Raw genomic sequence first — 15377 nt, forward strand, 5'->3', positions numbered from 1 at the left:
TCGTGATAAAATAAACGGGTGTCGCATGAGTATGGAAAAAGTTTCAGGATTTTGACCAATGCGCCTTTAACAGGTAAACAGGAGATGAAGTTATTTATGGGACAACGCTTGCTGGTTATTGAGGATGAACCAACGCTTGCCAGATTGCTATCCTACAATTTAATACAAGAAGGCTTCGAAGTGGATACAGAGGATCATGGCAGCGCCGGGTTTGAGAAAGCCTCCAGAGAGTCCTACGATTTGATCCTGCTGGATTTGATGCTGCCGGGAATGAACGGGCTGGACATTCTGAGCAGACTTCGCCATCAGGGGCTGACGACGCCTATTATTATCTTAACGGCCAAAAACGGTGAAGCCGAGGTTGTCCAAGGGCTGAAGTCGGGTGCGGATGATTACATCACGAAGCCTTTTGGCGTTTCTGAGCTGTTGGCCCGCGTGACGGCTGTGCTGCGAAGAACTTCCGGTGGGGATGAAGGAGTGTTGTCTGATCAGAAAGATAGCTCCAAAATTCAATTGGGCGAGCTGGAGATTTACCCTGAAAAATATGAAGTCATTCTTGGAGGTCAGTCCATCAGCCTTAGACCCAAGGAATTTGAGGTGCTTCTTTATTTGTCCCGCAAGCCGGGTGTGGTATTAACCCGAGATGATCTGATGAATGCTGTTTGGGGTTTTGACTACATTGGCGGGCAACGGACCGTGGATGTACACGTCAGTTCCTTACGTAAAAAGCTGGAGCTCGATCCCGACTCGGTTCATATTGATTCGATCCGTGGAGTGGGGTACAAGCTGGTTGTAAATAAAAAAAGAAGCGCTTCTCATTTATTATAAATGAGGAGCGTTTTTCTTTATTCAGGGCAGTGTCCGGGGACCTTTGTGTCCATTTTGTGATTTTACATTTCATTAACAAAACTAGACGCTAGAATCAACAAATGACCGATATGATGTTCCCGTCACTCCAAGTAGTTAAAAAAAGGGGACTTCAGAACGATGATAACGGAACCAAAGACCCAGCCGAGCTCCACTGCCGTGATTGAACGTGAAGCATACAAGTCGATTACTACCTATGTGCCATGCCGGGAGGTTCCGATCATTGGTACGGATATGTCTTGTAAAGAACTGTTAGCCCTTATGAAAACACAGGAAGATATTCCTTGTGTCATTGTTGTGGATAAAAATGATCTTCCATTGGGCATTATTATGAGAGATGCGTACAATCGCCATTTTACGGGCAGATTTGCTGCGGCGTTGTTCTATGACAAGCCTGCGGCCCTATTTGCCGACCCCGATACATTAATTGTGGATCTGAAAAGCCAGGCATCGGACATTGTGGAACTGGCGATGCTGCGCGAAGATCAGCGTTTTTACGACTGTGTGTTGATTAAGGAAGGAACACGGTTACTCGGTGTACTCACGATTCGTGATATCCTGTCCGTCGTGCAGCGAATGCAAAGAGAAGCGGACGAAGAGCGGGGAGATGTGATTCGGCATAGCTATGACGGAGTCCAGCGTATTCAGCTGACTGTGCTGGATGCAGCTAAAGAGGCCGATGACAGTGTGCGGCTAACCCGCTCAATGAGTGAATTATCCCGTCGAGGCAAAGTAGAACTGGAGGATGTTTTGCTCTCCTATCGTGCGGTTACGGAGCAAATGAAACGCCAGCATGAGCAAATGACGGCGTTGACGCAATCGCTGAATGACATTGCGGGCATGGCCTCATCCATTCGTGCATTGGCAGATCACAGCGGACTGCTGGCGATCAACGCGTCCATTGAAGCGGCGCATGCTGGCGAACACGGGCGAGGCTTCCAGATTGTGTCTCAGGAGGTGCGGAATATGTCACTCCAGACGAAAGCTTTTTCCACGCAGATTACAGGCTTACTCACCCATATCGAGCAAATGCTGCGTGACACCGCTGAACTGACGGATACGAGTATGCAGCAGATTCATACAGGTTCTCAATATATTTCTGCCGGAACACAAACTTTTGCCAAACTACTGCAGGCCGTCGATGAAATTGAAGCCAAAAACAGCGAAATGTCCCGTTCCGCAGAGGAAGCAGCTTTAAATGCAGCCGAAATTGCGCAGGAGCTTGAGCTCATGCTAAGTTCTTGATCATTTTACATACCGTTAACAAATCCACCACACTAAATTTACACACAGCTTATATAATCTTCATATTGTGCAAATCAGGTGCAATGCTTGAGGATCATAACTGCAACACGAAGGAGATCATAAATCCATGAATGATTCCGTAATCCGGATTGATAAGCTGAATTTATATTATGAGAAATTTCACGCGCTGAAACATATAAACCTCGATATTCCTGAAAAAACGGTAACTGCCTTTATCGGCCCGTCCGGCTGCGGCAAATCGACCCTACTGCGTACGCTGAACCGGATGAATGACATGATACCAGGTACGCGTATTGAAGGCACCGTGAGTATCGCAGGCCAGGATATATACGGCGATACTATGGAAGTAGAAACTCTGCGGAAGCAGGTGGGAATGGTTTTTCAACAGCCTAACCCGTTTCCCAAATCGATTTATGATAACGTGGCCTACGGCCCGCGTCTGCATGGAGTTCGGCAAAAGGACAAGTTGGACGAATTGGTCGAGCAAAGCCTGCGGCAGGCGGCACTCTGGGAAGAGGTCAAGGACTTTTTGAAGCGTTCTGCTCTGAGCTTGTCCGGTGGACAACAGCAGCGGTTGTGCATTGCCCGGGCGCTTGCTGTACAACCAGATATTTTGCTTATGGACGAGGCGACATCTGCGCTGGATCCGATCTCCACGATGAAAATTGAAGAACTGGTTCAGGAATTGCGAGACACATATACCATTGTCATGGTGACGCATAACATGCATCAGGCAGCTCGTGTGTCTGGTAGAACTGCATTCTTTTTGAATGGTGTTGTGGTGGAAGCGGCGGATACAGAGACAATGTTTTCCACGCCGCAGGATTCACGAACGGAAGATTATATTTCAGGGCGATTTGGCTAAAGCCTACCTGATGAATATGCCAGAAGGGGTGACTTCGAAATGATACGTAGAAAAGGTTTTGATGAAGGGTTAGATGAACTGAGAGCCGTACTGCGCGAAATGGGTGCACACGTTTCGAAGGCGCTCGATCAGGCCATTGAATGTTTGCAGACCAAAAATACAGAATTGGCTCAGCAGGTGGTCAAAAATGATGCATCCCTCAATACGCTGGAAGAGAATATTCTTGATATGGGTTCCAAGCTCATTATTACCCAGCAGCCGGTAGCGAAGGATTTGCGCCGGATCATTGTTGCATTTAAAATTTCCAGTGATCTGGAACGAATGGGCGATTTGGCGCTTGATATTGCCAAGGTGACACTTCGCTTGGAAGGGCAGCAGATCATTAAGCCGCTGGTGGATATTCCGCACATGGCTTCCATTGTTAAAGAAATGATAGATGATGCGATCAAATCCTATTTGGATGAAAACACAGATCTGGCCTACAAAATGGCCAAAGAGGATGATCGTGTGGATTCCATGTATAGCCACATGATCAGCGATCTGTACGCCTTTATGGTAGAAAAGCCGGCAGAGGCTTCACAAGCCATGCTGCAACTGCTTGTAGGACGATACATTGAACGAATTGGTGACCATGCTACGAATATCGGTGAAAGCACTGTATATCTCGTGACAGGGGAGAGACCAGATTTGAACCAGTAGAGCTTTCAGGTATATAGCGGTTGTTTCTGACCCAGACTTGTCTTTGAGCAAAAGGCAAATTTGGTTAGGAAGCAGCCGTTTTTTTCTGAAAAAGGAGTCTTGTATGTTAAGATAGGAAGAGGAATGCGTAAAACGTAAGAACGTTACGAATGCATTGATGAACTTGCGAGGTGCTAAATGGATAAACTCATGCTTATAGATGGTAACAGTATCATTTACCGGGCGTTTTTTGCTATGCCACCGTTAACGAATTCGAGCGGACAGCAGACGAACGCGGTGTATGGATTTACGACGATGTTATTGCGGCTCTTGGAGGAGCACAAACCAACACATATGCTGGTTGCCTTCGATGCCGGTAAAATAACGTTTCGCCATAAAGGATACGAGGATTACAAAGGTGGACGGGAGAAAACACCGCCAGAGCTGTCTCAGCAATTTCCGTTGCTGAAAGAGCTATTGACCGCTTTTGGCATTGCCCAGTTTGAACTGGATGGCTATGAGGCGGACGATATTATAGGCACCCTGTCCAAGACAGCGGACGAAGCCGGTTTCAATGTGCTGGTCGTGACCGGGGACAAGGATATGCTTCAATTGGCATCAGACCATGTCACAGTCGGCTTGACCCGCAAAGGGGTTACTGAGGTGGAGACGTATGGACCTGAGCAAATTCAGGAACGATATGGGCTGAAGCCGCTGCAAATTATTGACCTTAAGGGCCTGATGGGCGATACGTCGGACAATATTCCTGGTATTCCCGGCGTAGGTGAAAAAACAGCGCTCAAGCTGTTGCATCAATACGGTTCAGTCGAAGAAGTGCTGGCGCACACGAATGAGCTGAAGGGCAAAATGAAAGAACGTGTTGAGACACATGCTGACGATGCGCGAATGAGCAAGGATTTGGCGACCATTTATCGGGATGTAACGTTGGACAAGAAGCTGGAAGATGTGGCCTTCGGCGGGCTGCAAGCAGAAACGGCCGGACCAGCTCTGGCGAAGCTGGAGTTCAAGTCCTTGCTGGAGCGTTTATCTTTTTCAAGTGAGGTTGGCAGTACTGGGGTAGACGTAGAGGAAGCCGCGGCTGACGTAACAGTGCTGGATCAGCAGCGGATTAGCAAATTGGTAGAAGTGTTGGATCATGTGGATGTGCTGCATGTTGAGACGCATGGCGATAATCCGCATCATGCTGACATCGTAGGTCTGATATTTGCCGCAACGGGACAGCAGTTTTTTATGACACTGGATGTACTGCAAAGCGATACAGCTACACCTATTCGCGAATGGCTTGCTGACCCTGAACGCAAAAAACGCGGTCATGATCTGCATCGTACGGATTTGGCTTTACACTGGCATGGAATTGAGTTTGCAGGTGCCGAGTTTGATGTGCAATTGGCAGGGTACTTGCTGGACCCAACTGATGCAAACCAGACATTGAGCGGATTGGCAGCCAAATATGGCTTGTCTTCGATCCGTCCTGACGAAGAAGTGTTCGGCAAAGGAGCTAAATATAAAGTTCCTGACGTGGACGTGCTGTCTGATCATGTGGCGCGTAAGGCAGCGGTGATTGAAGCTTTGGTGCCTGTGCAGCAGGCTGAGCTGGAGAAAACGGAAATGCACAGGCTGTTTCATGAGCTGGAGATGCCGTTGTCCCGCATTTTAGCGGATATGGAGAAGCAGGGCATTTTGGTGAACGTAGAAGAACTGCGTGCTTTGGGTAAAGAATTTGAAGCCCAGATCGCAACGTTGGTGAACGAGATCTACAGCATTGCCGGAGTAGAGTTCAATCTGAATTCGCCTAAGCAGTTGGGTGAGATTTTGTTTGATAAACTGGGTTTACCTGTCATTAAAAAGACGAAAACGGGGTACTCGACCGATGCGGAGGTACTGGAAAAGCTGGCCCCCTATCATGATATTGTACAAAACATTTTGCAGTACCGTACCATTGCCAAACTCCAATCGACGTATGTTGAAGGATTGCTTAAAGAAATTTCGGAGAAAACGGGTAAGGTGCATACGTATTTCCGGCAGACAGTTGCAGCAACTGGACGCTTGAGCAGTCAATTTCCGAATTTGCAAAACATTCCGATTCGTCTTGAAGAAGGTCGCAAAATCCGCAAAGTATTTGTTCCGTCCGAACCGGGCTGGTCTATTTTGGCGGCAGACTACTCACAGATTGAGCTGCGGGTGCTGGCTGATATTTCGGATGATGAACGTTTGAAGGAAGCCTTTGTCCACGATATGGACATTCACACCAAGACCGCATCCGATGTGTTCGGTGTAGCAGCGGAAGATGTGGACTCCAATATGCGGCGTTCTGCGAAGGCAGTCAACTTTGGGATTGTCTACGGGATCAGTGATTATGGTCTGTCACAAAATTTGAATATTACGCGGAAGGAAGCGGCTCGCTTTATCGACCAGTATTTTGATGTGTTCCAAGGCGTTCGCCGTTACATGGATGATATTGTAAAGGATGCGAAGCGGGACGGCTACGTAAAAACGCTGTTGGAACGCAGACGCTATTTGCCGGAGATTAACGCCAGCAATTTCAACCTGCGTTCATTCGCCGAGCGTACAGCGATGAATACGCCGATTCAAGGCACCGCAGCCGATATTATCAAGTTGGCGATGGTACAGATGGATAAAGCGCTACGTGAACGTAATCTTCGTAGCAGAATGCTGCTCCAAGTACATGATGAGCTTGTATTCGAGGTTCCGCCTGAGGAAATGGAAACGATGAAAGAGCTTGTCCCTGCTACCATGGAAGCTGCATTAAAGCTGGCTGTGCCGCTCAAAGCCGAAGTAAGCTATGGCAGCAATTGGTATGAGGCCAAATAAGATATTTCAATGAGTAGATAGTCCCAATTTGACGCTGCTTCCGTTATAATATAGGGTGAGGTGAAGACATCATGCCGGAATTACCGGAAGTAGAAACCATTAAACGAACGCTAAACGAGCTTATCGTTGATAAACATATAGATCATGTCACTGTGAATCTGCCGCGGATCATTCAACGGCCCGATGATATCCACGCTTTTGCGATGGAATTGGCCGATCACCGGATTACAGGGGTGGAGAGACGCGGAAAGTTTCTGCGGATTTTGCTGGACGGGCTGGTGCTGGTCTCCCATCTTCGAATGGAAGGACGATATGGATTATATTCACAACATGATCCTGTGGAAAAGCATACCCATGTCATCTTTCATTTTAAAGATGGTACGGAGTTGCGTTATCAGGATGTGCGCCAGTTTGGCACGATGCACTTATTTCCAGCAGGACAGGATTTGCTGGAAAAGCCGCTGAACAAACTTGGTCTGGAACCGATGGACGAGGCCTTTACACCAGAAATGCTGCGTGCCGCTGTTGGAACTCGTTCGACTTCGATCAAGGCAGCGCTGTTAAACCAGTCATATGTGGTGGGCATCGGGAATATCTATGTAGATGAATCGTTGTTTAAGGCGGGGATTCATCCAGCACAGCCAGCCAAAAGCCTAACGGATAGCCAATTTCATGTCTTGCATGAAGCTATTGTCTCCACGCTAGGTGCGTCCATTCAGGTTGGAGGCTCGTCCATTAAATCATTCGTGAATGGACAGGGCGAAGCGGGCGACTTCCAGCATCAATTGCAAATCTATGGACGTAACGCGAAGCCTTGCATCAACTGTGGTACATTGATCGAAAAATCTGTCGTAGCCGGACGGGGCACACATCATTGTCCGGTCTGCCAGCCTCTGCGCTAAACAAGCACAGTCACCCCAAGCCCATCCCTCTCATATATTGTTCCAAGTACCAATACTGCGGAGGGTTTCGGTTGTTATAAGGCCCTGCCTTCGCAATGGGAGGGAATTGGAGTGGCTAATCATTGGGGAGCCCTGCTGTTACTGGCATTTGCGCTAAGTTTGGACAGTTTCGGAGTCGGTGTTACATATGGTCTGCGCAAAATGAAAATTCCACTGTTGTCGATTGCTATCATCTCCGTATGTTCAGGTTTGGTGATCGGCATATCCATGCAATTGGGCGCATTACTATCTCGTGCCCTGTCTCCTGTATATACTACCGTTTTCGGTGCTGTCATCCTGATCTGTATCGGCTGTTACTCTTTGATTCAAGCTCTGCACCGCAAAGAGGATTTGCCAGAGGATTCAGTGGAGCCCTCTCGGGGTTTGCTTCTTACAAAACAGACTGATCCAGCGAGCAGATCTGTTCTTGGGGAGAAGAAGGGTGTAGAGAATGCTGATACCGAGTCTTTCCCTAGCTCAAGAAAAGATCTGTCGGCAGAAGCTTCTGTGGAGCAGCAGGAACGAACAGTATTTTCTCTGGAGCTTCGCAAATGGGGGCTTGTTATTCGGATTCTTCGAAGCCCGTCTGCTGCGGATATGGACCGTTCCGGCAGTATATCTGCTACCGAAGCGGTTTGGCTGGGTATTGCATTATCGGTCGATGCGTTCGGAGCGGGACTCGGGGCAGCTATGCTTGGTTTTCAGCCACTGTCTACTGCGCTGGCTATTACGTTATTCAGTGGAACATTTTTGATTGCAGGGATGAAGGCAGGCTTTTTTCTATCAGCATTTCGATTTATGAAGGCGCTGGGTGTATTGCCGGCATTATTACTGATTATGATGGGCATATTGAAGCTGTTATGAGGTGAAAGAGCATGAATATCGGATTAACCGGAGGTATTGCTACCGGAAAAAGCACCGTGTCGGCTCTTTTGGTCGCCAAAGGTGCGCTGCTGATCGACGCAGATGCCATTGCCCGGGAAGTGATGCTTCCGGGGCATCCGGTGTTGGCGGCGGTCATTCAGCATTTTGGACAAGCTATAGTGAACAGTGACGGAACTCTGCTTCGCAAAAAACTGGGGGAGATTGTATTCGGAGACCCTGCCCAGCGGCAGGCACTTAACGATATTACACATCCTGCTATTCGTGAGGAAATGCGTATGCGCATGGAAGCATTTGAACGGGAACAGCCGGACAAGCTTGTTTTGGCAGATATTCCGTTACTGTACGAGTCGGGGCTTGAGAGCTTGTACGAGGAAATTATGGTTGTGTACGTACCACGTGATATTCAGCTCCAGCGTCTGGTGCTCAGAGACGGTCTGACGGAGGAGCAAGCTGGACTTCGGCTGTCCGCACAAATGGATATTGAGCAAAAGAAAAGCTTGGCCGATATCGTTATTGATAATAGTGGAACACAGACTGAGACGAAGCGACAAATTGATCAATTTTGGCAGCGGAAGGGACTTGCATGAATATTTTGCGAAAGAAAAGAGTCCTGCTCATTTTGTTTGTCGGGTTTGTCCTGATTCTATTCCTTAATTCAAATTGGATGTCCTGGTTCTATCCAATTCAATATAAGGATGAGATTCGGCAGTATTCACAGACGTATGAAGTAGACCCATTTTTGGTGGCGTCTATTATCCGTGTAGAAACCAATTTTAAAACCAGTAAGCAGTCACATAAGGGGGCGCTAGGGCTGATGCAGATTATGCCGAATACGGCAAATTGGATTATGGACAGCGCCCAGATTCAAAAGGTTCCGCTGGACAGTGTCAAGCACGAGCCTGGCACCAATATTGAGCTGGGAACCTGGTATTTGCATAACCTATCCATAAAGTTTCAGGATAATCCTGTAGCAATCGTAGCTGCTTACAATGCAGGGCCGGGTAAAGTTCAAGAGTGGCTGGATAAGGGAGTGTGGGATGGAAAAGAAGAGTCCATCAAGCAAATCCCTTTTGGTGAAACACGACATTATGTACAGCGGGTCATTTATTACTACAGGCAATACACGAAAATTTATAATGATTTTTAAATCCAAGTTAATGACATGATGAGCTTTTCGCTTTAAAATGAAAAAAGCGTTGGACAGGCTGTTTTTACCAGCCCATCCAGACACTTTTTCTTGTTATTTTTGCATTATTACCGCGATTATTGGTATTGACCTGCCAATTGTTGTTCGGCGATCGTTACGAGGCGTTTTGTGATGTAGCCCCCGATCGAACCGTTCTCATAGGAAGTCATATTACCTTGGTATCCATCTTGAGGAATGCTGATACCCAACTCTTGAGCGATTTCAAATTTCATTTGCTCCAGAGCGCCGGAGGATCTGCTGACTACCAGATTGTTGGAGTTGCCATTGTTTCCTTGTGCCATTGTTGTTCACCTCCTCGCGATATGGTAAACATATTATGATCTGTTTTGACAAAATTATTACTAAAAGTCTTCGGGAATTTATTGGAAAAAGAAAGTGGTGAGATTATGAAATGTCCGTATTGTGCCTACAATGGCACGAAAGTGCTGGATTCGCGACCTGCGAATGATAACAAGTCCATCCGTCGCCGCCGTGAATGTGAGCAGTGTGCCAGGCGTTTTACCACCTTTGAAATGGTGGAGGAAACCCCTCTCATGGTCATCAAAAAAGACGGCAGCCGTGAAGAGTTTAGTCGTGATAAAATGCTGCGCGGTCTCATTCGAGCCTGCGAGAAGCGTCCAGTATCCGTCGAGCAACTGGATATGATCGTATCCCAGGTGGAGAACGCTATCCGCAACACAGCAGCCACAGAAGTGGATAGCCAGCAGATTGGTGAGCTGGTCATGGAACAGCTTTACCCAGTGGATGAAGTCGCCTACGTACGTTTTGCGTCCGTCTATCGTCAGTTTAAAGACATCAATATGTTTATGAAGGAACTGAAAACACTGTTATCTAAAGATACAGCCAGCGACTGATCGCTGACTGTATCTTTTCTGGGCCATGAAGGGAGAAAATTATATTTTTTTATAAAAGTATTGACACAGGGTTAAATATTTTATATGATATAGAAGTCGCTTGAAACGTTGATAAAACTTGCTTATGATGGGGCCTTAGCTCAGCTGGGAGAGCGCATCGCTGGCAGCGATGAGGTCAGGGGTTCGATCCCCCTAGGCTCCACCAAAATTTTATTATGGACTCTTAGCTCAGTTGGTAGAGCAGTTGACTCTTAATCAATTGGTCCAGGGTTCGAGTCCCTGAGAGTCCATCCTTTTAGAAAAACGGCAGAGATGCCGTTTTTTTGTTGTTTATAGATCTATTCCCAGTCTAACCGAGAACAGTTATGAGTTGAATGAGCGCGTAACTGAATGCACAGAAAACAGATCCTATAGGAAATAGACGTCTTTTTTGAATTGCAACCCATTATTCACGAGTGCAAGGACTAGTTATTTGCAGACATGGGCTGCCCATTGACGAACTCTCAGAACAATGCGGACTGTCTGTAGACCGCATTAAGAAAATCGTATACTCAAAAAAAATGTACCCTTTTATCTTTCGATGGATTTTTTATCAGCATATTCAAAAGAAGTGTGGAAAAAACATCATTGTTTAACGCTCACTGACATAATTGGCAAGGATTTCGAGATACTCGTCATTCACCAATTTTCTTGGGGCGAATACGGCTGTTAAAAAAGTTAGATATTTTGAACGCGCGATTTTTTCATCCATCATGGAGTGGTCGGCTTCAGGTAAATGAATCACGGACAGCAGTTCTGGAGGTATTTTCTGGCGATAGACTCGCTCGGTATCCTTTGCATCGACATTAATATCTTTTCCAGCCAGAACCAAGAGTACAGGAGTATGGAAGTGACTTAATTCTTCGGTGGAATCAGACAGAAAATTTTTGCGTATAAAGCTCCATCTTTCTTTGGAAATCATATCGTCAGGATCGGCTATGCTTAGATATTCTTCATAAGAAGCCTGTCTTTTCAGTAACTGTAGAATCTCTTGATCGTAGTTCAATGTCTTTTGAATTTCTTGCGGAGTAACTCCTTCTCGCTCCAGTTCTTTTCTGGTATTAAATTGTCCTTGGGAAATCCAGTTCACGGCAGGCGATACAAGGATGCTGAATGCAATATCATGCTCCTCTTTAACGATCTTCGGAATGACCCATCCTGCTTGACTGGCTCCCCATAGGCCGATTTTTTGCTTATCAATCATAGGTAAGCTTCTTGCCCAGTCTATTGCATATCGGATCTCCTGTGCGCGGTCCTCCATGCTTTGGGCGAGCCAGTTACCAGGAGCGCTGTTAATACCGGGCTTATTCAGTGACAAGGAGGCATAACCCTTGGAAGCGAACTTTTCCCACAGTGGTTTGTATCCATCATCATAGGTGTCATTAATAGGACCATCCCCATGGACAAAAACAACCAATCCAATCTTTCCCGAGTAGTTCTTAGGCAAAGTTAATGTACCTGTTAACAGCCCTTTAGGTGTCGTGATTTGTATTTTTTCTTCTGTCATCTTGTAGGAATTTTGATATAGAACAATGAGTACCAAGGCAACAGCCAGAGCTGCCGCAATACCAAAAGTAAGCTTGAGTGTTTTTTTCAATGATGCTCTCTCCTCGAATGCAGGTTCTCTTGCCAACTCATCAGATGCCATACAGGCTCCTTGAACCAAAAATGCCGTAACCCATTATATTTGGATTGTTTTACTTCAAACGCCAGTTGGTGATACAAACGGATAGCCCCTTGGTTCTTATGCGCTACGTGAAGCGTCAATGCATGAAAACCAGATTCAACCGAAAATTGCTGTGCGAAAGCTACAAGATGGCGTCCTATTCCCTGATTACGATGACTTGAACGAATCGCCAAATGATCAATGTAACACTCATTTGCAGCGGGGGTATACTCTAGCGCATGCATACCTGCCAAAAATTTAAATACATTGAAACAACCAAACTGTTTTAGGAGCGGAGTCAAAGAAATGGGGTTTGTTTCAGGAAGTGAAGAGTAGGAGGGTTTCCATTTAAGGGAAAGAACACCGATAACTTCTTCGTTTTCTTTGGCTACAAATTGTTTCATAGATGTAGAATAAGGATTTTGAACCCAAACCTGCATTAACAACTGCTGTGTAGCTTGATCCTCTAGTGTAACAAGAGATTGGAATTTTGCTTTAAACGATTCGACTAAAAGACTGCAAACAGCTTCATGGTCTTGTTTTTGGTATGCAACAATGTCAAAAGATTTTGCACTCATGTAACACCTCCAAGATTTATTCTACTTTGACTTGAATTTCATATTGTAGCTTGTTGTTGTCGAACATCGAAAGATAAGATTTTTCTACTAGAATGATCTTGCTTTGGCAGTTATATTGGTGATGAGCTACATATCGTTCCATTTGTTTGATCTCATAATCAATCTCAGGTTCTTCAATGACGGAAAGATGCTTATAAAGATAGTTGCCTTCTTCCAGAATATAGTCAGCCACATCCGCCGTTTCATAACACAGCTTCAACTGTCCAGCATCAGGCAAGTAATGCATGTCATTTTCAAATAATCGAGGTGGGGCAGGGCGGTGTTCAAATAGGTTTCCGGCAGTGAACTCTTGACCATTCTCCAATGCAAACCATAGCTTTAAATGACGGGGACCTAATCGTTTGACTTGATACTCATCGCCCTGCTGGGTCCGATTATTATATTCTTCTAACACTTTGTGAATAAACTGTTCATGCATCTTTAAGTTAGCTATTTCAGCTTGTACTTTTTGCAACGAATGCTCTAAAAGCTGGTTATAATCATCGGCAGCATAGGAAGTCATACATTCTTGAATCTGACCGACAGGGACATTTAATTTACGTAGTAATAAAATATGCGATAGCTGATAAATCTCATGAAGCCCGTACATCCGATATTGATTTTCTTCAGTATGTGATGGATAGAGGATTCCCTTTTCTTCAAAATATCGCAGTTGATGTACAGATACATTCATAAGCTGAGCAAGCTGGCTGATCGTAATGTGTTCTTTCAATGAGAGGACTCCTTACTGATATTTGAATAACTCCACTATAAACCTTAGGTCAGACCTAGGGTCAATAGAAAATATCAAACAAATCTTGGATAGGCGTAGGTGTCGAGCATTTGATGCCCACACCAAGGGGGAGACTGGAGAGTTTACCTGTCGGTGATAACCCGTTATAATCATAAGATTAGTGAGCATAAACAAGATGCTCAGGATGAAGGTTAGAATGGGGAAATCATGTTGAAAACTTTTAAAAAGGTATACATTGAGATAACGAGCATTTGCAATCTCGCATGCAGCTTTTGTCCTCAAACACAGCGTGTCAAAAAATTTATTGATCCGGAAGTCTTTCGAAATGTGCTTGATCAGGTCAAACCACATACAGATTATATCTATTTGCATGTAAAAGGAGAGCCGTTGCTCCATCCGAAAATTGATCTTTTACTGGAAAGTGCTCATGAGAAAGGCTTAAAGGTCAATATTACCACTAATGGTACCTTGCTGCCGAAGACCGGACATAAGCTGCTTGGGCAACCAGCGCTGCGTCAGATGAACTTCTCTCTCCATAGTTTTGACGGACATGAAGGCTCCGTGGATCGAGAAGGATATTTGGGTAATATTTTCACGTTTGTAAGAGAAGCGGTGAAACACAATGTCATTATTTCGTTCCGTCTCTGGAACTTGACTGAAGATAATTTGACTAATGTGCAGCGTCAGCGCAATCGGGAAACACTTGAACGACTGGAGCAAGAGTTTGGACTGGACTATCGGATTGAGGAAAAGGTGATACCGGGTAGTGGGGTCAAAATCGCACCAAACGTTTATTTGAATCAGGACCACGAATTTGAATGGCCGAGCCTCAGTGCCCCGGAAGATGACGGAAAAGGCTTTTGCCATGCACTCCGTAGCCAAGCAGCGATATTGGTGGATGGAACGGTGGTCCCTTGCTGTCTGGATGGAGAAGGTGTCATTAATTTAGGTAATGTGCATGAGCAATCTTTTTCCGACATTGTGGAAGGGGAGCGTGCAAACCGTCTGTACTTCGGGTTCTCCAAAAGAGAAGCGGTAGAAGAGTTATGCCGAAAATGCGGGTACCGCAAACGGTTTGGAACATAGCCATACAGGTAGAGCTTTAATCGACAGTAGAATGAATCGCAAGAAAGATAGCCCTTTTGCAGGGCTTTTTTACTTATATTTTGATATATACATACATAATTAATGGTTTTAAACTATTCAGAGGAAGTTGGATATATTCGATTGCTTGTGAGAATGATTATCAATTATAATAAATTTAATTCTGATAGGACGGAATAAGAACTGAAGGAACGGTTTGGATGGGGGCTGAGCGGTAGTAATGAAGTTGAACGATCACATTTTGCTGTGGAATCATGTTTTTATACAGGTGATGGATGTTCATCATAGGAAGATCGAAAAAGGAGAGGAGCTTCGAGCCTATCGACTTCCTGCCAGTGCGTTCTTATATGCCGTGCGTGGAAGTCCACGGGTACGGTTGGATAACAGTATTCACAGGATAGAGCGTTTCCATGTACTGCATGGCGGAAAAGGAATGTGCCTGAGTATCCTGGCGGAGGATGTGCTTGAATATTACATCATTTTGTACAGGGCGACGTTGGCCCTGCCTGATCGCAAAGAGATAGCACAATTGCTGGAAAAGGAAAATCCCTTTCAGAATCAGTATGCTTTCGCACCACATTACCCGCTGTCCCTGTACGAGAAAGTGAAGCTGTTGGAGCAAGAATGGCCTGGAGCTTCTGGACTTGGCAAACTGCATGTTAAAGCCTGGTTTCATCAATTTGTATACGAGTTGTTGCAGCAGTTGTATTGGCAGGGCATCGAACCTCTTAAGCCCGACCTTGTATCGCAGGCTCATGCACGGAAGAGTTAAAATAACGGC

At 45.7% G+C, this 15377-nt stretch carries 16 protein-coding genes and 2 tRNA genes; 14 read left to right on the forward strand and 4 right to left on the reverse strand.

Annotation, left to right across the window (positions count from 1 at the left end):
• Positions 1-96 precede the first annotated feature (96 nt).
• The 9 genes from G9G53_RS03370 to G9G53_RS03410 all read left to right on the forward strand — a co-directional run bounded on the left by G9G53_RS03370 (position 97) and on the right by G9G53_RS03410 (position 9502).
• Positions 97-828, forward strand: coding sequence for a response regulator transcription factor (locus tag G9G53_RS03370; protein WP_013309604.1), 732 nt, complete (start codon positions 97-99; stop codon positions 826-828).
• A gap of 159 nt (positions 829-987) precedes the next feature.
• A complete protein-coding gene (locus G9G53_RS03375; protein ID WP_029516627.1) occupies positions 988-2112 on the forward strand; it encodes a methyl-accepting chemotaxis protein in 1125 nt (374 codons plus the stop codon).
• Between the two features lie 127 nt (positions 2113-2239).
• The gene (gene pstB, locus G9G53_RS03380) at positions 2240-2998 is read left to right on the forward strand and encodes a phosphate ABC transporter ATP-binding protein PstB (RefSeq protein ID WP_023987922.1); all 759 of its coding nucleotides are present in this window, start codon (positions 2240-2242) and stop codon (positions 2996-2998) included.
• A 39-nt stretch (positions 2999-3037) separates the two neighbouring features.
• A complete protein-coding gene (gene phoU / locus G9G53_RS03385) occupies positions 3038-3697 on the forward strand; it encodes a phosphate signaling complex protein PhoU (RefSeq protein ID WP_025721993.1) in 660 nt (219 codons plus the stop codon).
• A gap of 177 nt (positions 3698-3874) precedes the next feature.
• A complete protein-coding gene (polA, locus tag G9G53_RS03390) occupies positions 3875-6529 on the forward strand; it encodes a DNA polymerase I (protein WP_029516629.1) in 2655 nt (884 codons plus the stop codon).
• 71 nt (positions 6530-6600) lie between these two features.
• A complete protein-coding gene (gene mutM, locus G9G53_RS03395) occupies positions 6601-7431 on the forward strand; it encodes a DNA-formamidopyrimidine glycosylase (protein WP_069011196.1) in 831 nt (276 codons plus the stop codon).
• Positions 7432-7542: 111 nt separating this feature from the next.
• Positions 7543-8334: an MntP/YtaF family protein gene (locus tag G9G53_RS03400; RefSeq protein WP_165145296.1), complete on the forward strand. Its 792-nt coding sequence runs from the start codon at positions 7543-7545 to the stop codon at positions 8332-8334.
• Positions 8335-8345: 11 nt separating this feature from the next.
• Complete coding sequence (gene coaE / locus G9G53_RS03405; RefSeq protein ID WP_165145299.1) at positions 8346-8942, forward strand: dephospho-CoA kinase; 597 nt, start codon at positions 8346-8348, stop codon at positions 8940-8942.
• On the forward strand, positions 8939-9502 hold the full coding sequence (locus G9G53_RS03410; RefSeq protein WP_029516633.1) for a lytic transglycosylase domain-containing protein: 564 nt from the start codon (positions 8939-8941) through the stop codon (positions 9500-9502). The genes coaE and G9G53_RS03410 overlap by 4 nt, the downstream gene beginning before the upstream one ends.
• Positions 9503-9618: 116 nt before the next feature.
• On the opposite strand, the gene G9G53_RS03415 is transcribed toward G9G53_RS03410, so the two are convergent.
• Entirely contained in the window at positions 9619-9843 is a 225-nt protein-coding gene (locus G9G53_RS03415; protein WP_025685069.1) for an alpha/beta-type small acid-soluble spore protein, read from the reverse strand.
• 105 nt (positions 9844-9948) lie between these two features.
• Between G9G53_RS03415 and nrdR the strand changes: the two genes are divergently transcribed.
• From nrdR to G9G53_RS03430, 3 genes are all read left to right on the forward strand, one after another.
• A complete protein-coding gene (gene nrdR / locus G9G53_RS03420) occupies positions 9949-10416 on the forward strand; it encodes a transcriptional regulator NrdR (RefSeq protein WP_013309614.1) in 468 nt (155 codons plus the stop codon).
• Positions 10417-10545: 129 nt separating this feature from the next.
• A tRNA-Ala gene (locus tag G9G53_RS03425) sits at positions 10546-10621 on the forward strand.
• 12 nt (positions 10622-10633) lie between these two features.
• Positions 10634-10706 (forward strand) — tRNA-Lys (locus G9G53_RS03430).
• Positions 10707-11047: 341 nt separating this feature from the next.
• On the opposite strand, the gene G9G53_RS03435 is transcribed toward G9G53_RS03430, so the two are convergent.
• The 3 genes from G9G53_RS03435 to G9G53_RS03445 are packed head-to-tail and all read right to left on the reverse strand — an operon-like array spanning position 11048 to position 13471.
• The gene (locus tag G9G53_RS03435) at positions 11048-12052 is read right to left on the reverse strand and encodes an alpha/beta hydrolase family protein (protein ID WP_165145302.1); all 1005 of its coding nucleotides are present in this window, start codon (positions 12050-12052) and stop codon (positions 11048-11050) included.
• On the reverse strand, positions 12049-12699 hold the full coding sequence (locus G9G53_RS03440; protein ID WP_165145305.1) for a GNAT family N-acetyltransferase: 651 nt from the start codon (positions 12697-12699) through the stop codon (positions 12049-12051). The genes G9G53_RS03435 and G9G53_RS03440 overlap by 4 nt, the downstream gene beginning before the upstream one ends.
• A 16-nt stretch (positions 12700-12715) precedes the next feature.
• Positions 12716-13471, reverse strand: coding sequence for a helix-turn-helix domain-containing protein (locus G9G53_RS03445; RefSeq protein ID WP_069011193.1), 756 nt, complete (start codon positions 13469-13471; stop codon positions 12716-12718).
• 228 nt (positions 13472-13699) lie between these two features.
• Between G9G53_RS03445 and G9G53_RS03450 the strand changes: the two genes are divergently transcribed.
• Together G9G53_RS03450 and G9G53_RS26295 are read left to right on the forward strand one after the other, a co-directional pair.
• Positions 13700-14578, forward strand: coding sequence for a radical SAM/SPASM domain-containing protein (locus G9G53_RS03450; RefSeq protein WP_039269916.1), 879 nt, complete (start codon positions 13700-13702; stop codon positions 14576-14578).
• 238 nt (positions 14579-14816) lie between these two features.
• Complete coding sequence (locus G9G53_RS26295; protein WP_238437665.1) at positions 14817-15368, forward strand: hypothetical protein; 552 nt, start codon at positions 14817-14819, stop codon at positions 15366-15368.
• Positions 15369-15377 lie beyond the last annotated feature (9 nt).

Origin of the sequence: Paenibacillus sp. EKM206P (assembly GCF_011066155.1) — a bacterium.
In the GTDB taxonomy this organism is placed as follows: domain Bacteria; phylum Bacillota; class Bacilli; order Paenibacillales; family Paenibacillaceae; genus Paenibacillus; species Paenibacillus polymyxa_D.

Excerpts from the sequence above, each read along its gene's own strand:
- polA (WP_029516629.1), top strand. The coding sequence starts at position 3,875 with ATGGATAAACTCATGCTTATAGATGGTAACAGTATCATTTACCGGGCG.
- G9G53_RS03410 (WP_029516633.1), top strand. The coding sequence starts at position 8,939 with ATGAATATTTTGCGAAAGAAAAGAGTCCTGCTCATTTTGTTTGTCGGG.
- nrdR (WP_013309614.1), top strand. The coding sequence starts at position 9,949 with ATGAAATGTCCGTATTGTGCCTACAATGGCACGAAAGTGCTGGATTCG.
- G9G53_RS03375 (WP_029516627.1), top strand. The coding sequence starts at position 988 with ATGATAACGGAACCAAAGACCCAGCCGAGCTCCACTGCCGTGATTGAA.
- G9G53_RS26295 (WP_238437665.1), top strand. The coding sequence starts at position 14,817 with ATGAAGTTGAACGATCACATTTTGCTGTGGAATCATGTTTTTATACAG.
- G9G53_RS03440 (WP_165145305.1), bottom strand. The coding sequence starts at position 12,699 with ATGAGTGCAAAATCTTTTGACATTGTTGCATACCAAAAACAAGACCAT.
- coaE (WP_165145299.1), top strand. The coding sequence starts at position 8,346 with ATGAATATCGGATTAACCGGAGGTATTGCTACCGGAAAAAGCACCGTG.
- pstB (WP_023987922.1), top strand. The coding sequence starts at position 2,240 with ATGAATGATTCCGTAATCCGGATTGATAAGCTGAATTTATATTATGAG.
- G9G53_RS03370 (WP_013309604.1), top strand. The coding sequence starts at position 97 with ATGGGACAACGCTTGCTGGTTATTGAGGATGAACCAACGCTTGCCAGA.
- mutM (WP_069011196.1), top strand. The coding sequence starts at position 6,601 with ATGCCGGAATTACCGGAAGTAGAAACCATTAAACGAACGCTAAACGAG.
- phoU (WP_025721993.1), top strand. The coding sequence starts at position 3,038 with ATGATACGTAGAAAAGGTTTTGATGAAGGGTTAGATGAACTGAGAGCC.
- G9G53_RS03450 (WP_039269916.1), top strand. The coding sequence starts at position 13,700 with ATGTTGAAAACTTTTAAAAAGGTATACATTGAGATAACGAGCATTTGC.
- G9G53_RS03415 (WP_025685069.1), bottom strand. The coding sequence starts at position 9,843 with ATGGCACAAGGAAACAATGGCAACTCCAACAATCTGGTAGTCAGCAGA.